At 34.5% G+C, this 914-nt stretch carries 1 protein-coding gene and 2 pseudogenes; all 3 read right to left on the bottom strand.

Annotation, left to right across the window (positions count from 1 at the left end; translation table 11 throughout):
- A pseudogene (locus A6E03_RS18335) lies at nt 1–428 on the bottom strand (hypothetical protein); the annotation flags it as partial.
- A complete protein-coding gene (locus tag A6E03_RS18330) occupies nt 418–636 on the bottom strand; it encodes a hypothetical protein (RefSeq protein ID WP_065601474.1) in 219 nt (72 codons plus the stop codon). The pseudogene A6E03_RS18335 and the gene A6E03_RS18330, both read right to left, overlap by 11 nt.
- Before the next feature lies 1 nt (nt 637).
- Nucleotides 638–914, bottom strand: a pseudogene (locus tag A6E03_RS20405) (hypothetical protein); the annotation flags it as partial.

The following is a 914-nucleotide window of genomic DNA, read 5'->3' as shown; positions in this document are numbered from 1 at the left end:
GCCCCTGCTCCAACAAAAGCTAAAGGGCCAAACATAAAGGCAACGATAATACAGACCACAATGCCAATCCAAGCAAAGCCTCGCGCAATTTTATAAGCCATCTCTGGGATCATGTCTTGTTCAGTATAATGAATCCCCATTGGAGTTAAGTGATAACAACGATGTTTATCTGGTGTAAAAAGATATCTTGAAATCAATACCATCATAGTTAGAAAAGTAAATATCGCCCAAAAAGAATATGAATTTAAGGTTATATCTTCAGAAACAGACCAAAGAAATAACAAGATAAGTAAACCAATAAATACCGAATACCCCCAGTTAAATAGATTATTATATTTTAATCCAGCCCCTTCATAATCCCATGCATAAATAATCTCTGCACTATACAACTCTTCTTTTAATTTAATTATTTGATCTTTAGAACTCATCATTCACCTCAACTTTAATAGTGCGGATGACGTTATCTTTCCGTGCTGGCAATATAACAAGCTCACCTTGACTATTACCTGAAGCAATATAACCTAACTGTTCATGCTCTGATGCTTGCCAGTTAAAAGGCAGACTAATGAAGACCGTAGTACTATCTTTGGTTGTACCACCTAAATTTAATAGGCAGATTAATTTCGATTGTTTCATTCTAATCTTGAATGAAAATAGGATGCTTAAACATATCATTGAACTTGGCTAACTCTACGTACTCTATATTTTTTTGGCTATTTTGAATCACTGTTATAATTTGTTTCTTTTGCTCTAAAGAAGGCACGTAAAAGTCTCGACGACAACAATAACCAGGAGCTGTATAACTGTCTACTCTGAACATAGTATCGTTAACTAGATTAAATAAAATTGGCCTATCAGAGAAAAAAACTTCATGCTCTTGTATAGTTGACTGGGAATTTGTCATCCCAAATGAC

The sequence above is a fragment of the Aliivibrio sp. 1S128 genome, from assembly GCF_001691065.1.
Taxonomy (GTDB): domain Bacteria; phylum Pseudomonadota; class Gammaproteobacteria; order Enterobacterales; family Vibrionaceae; genus Aliivibrio.
The sequence above is the reverse complement of the archived record's forward strand: the minus strand, read 5'-3'. Positions and strand labels throughout refer to the sequence as shown.

Coding starts and splice junctions, on each gene's coding strand:
- A6E03_RS18330 (WP_065601474.1), bottom strand. CDS start 636: ATGAAACAATCGAAATTAATCTGCCTATTAAATTTAGGTGGTACAACC.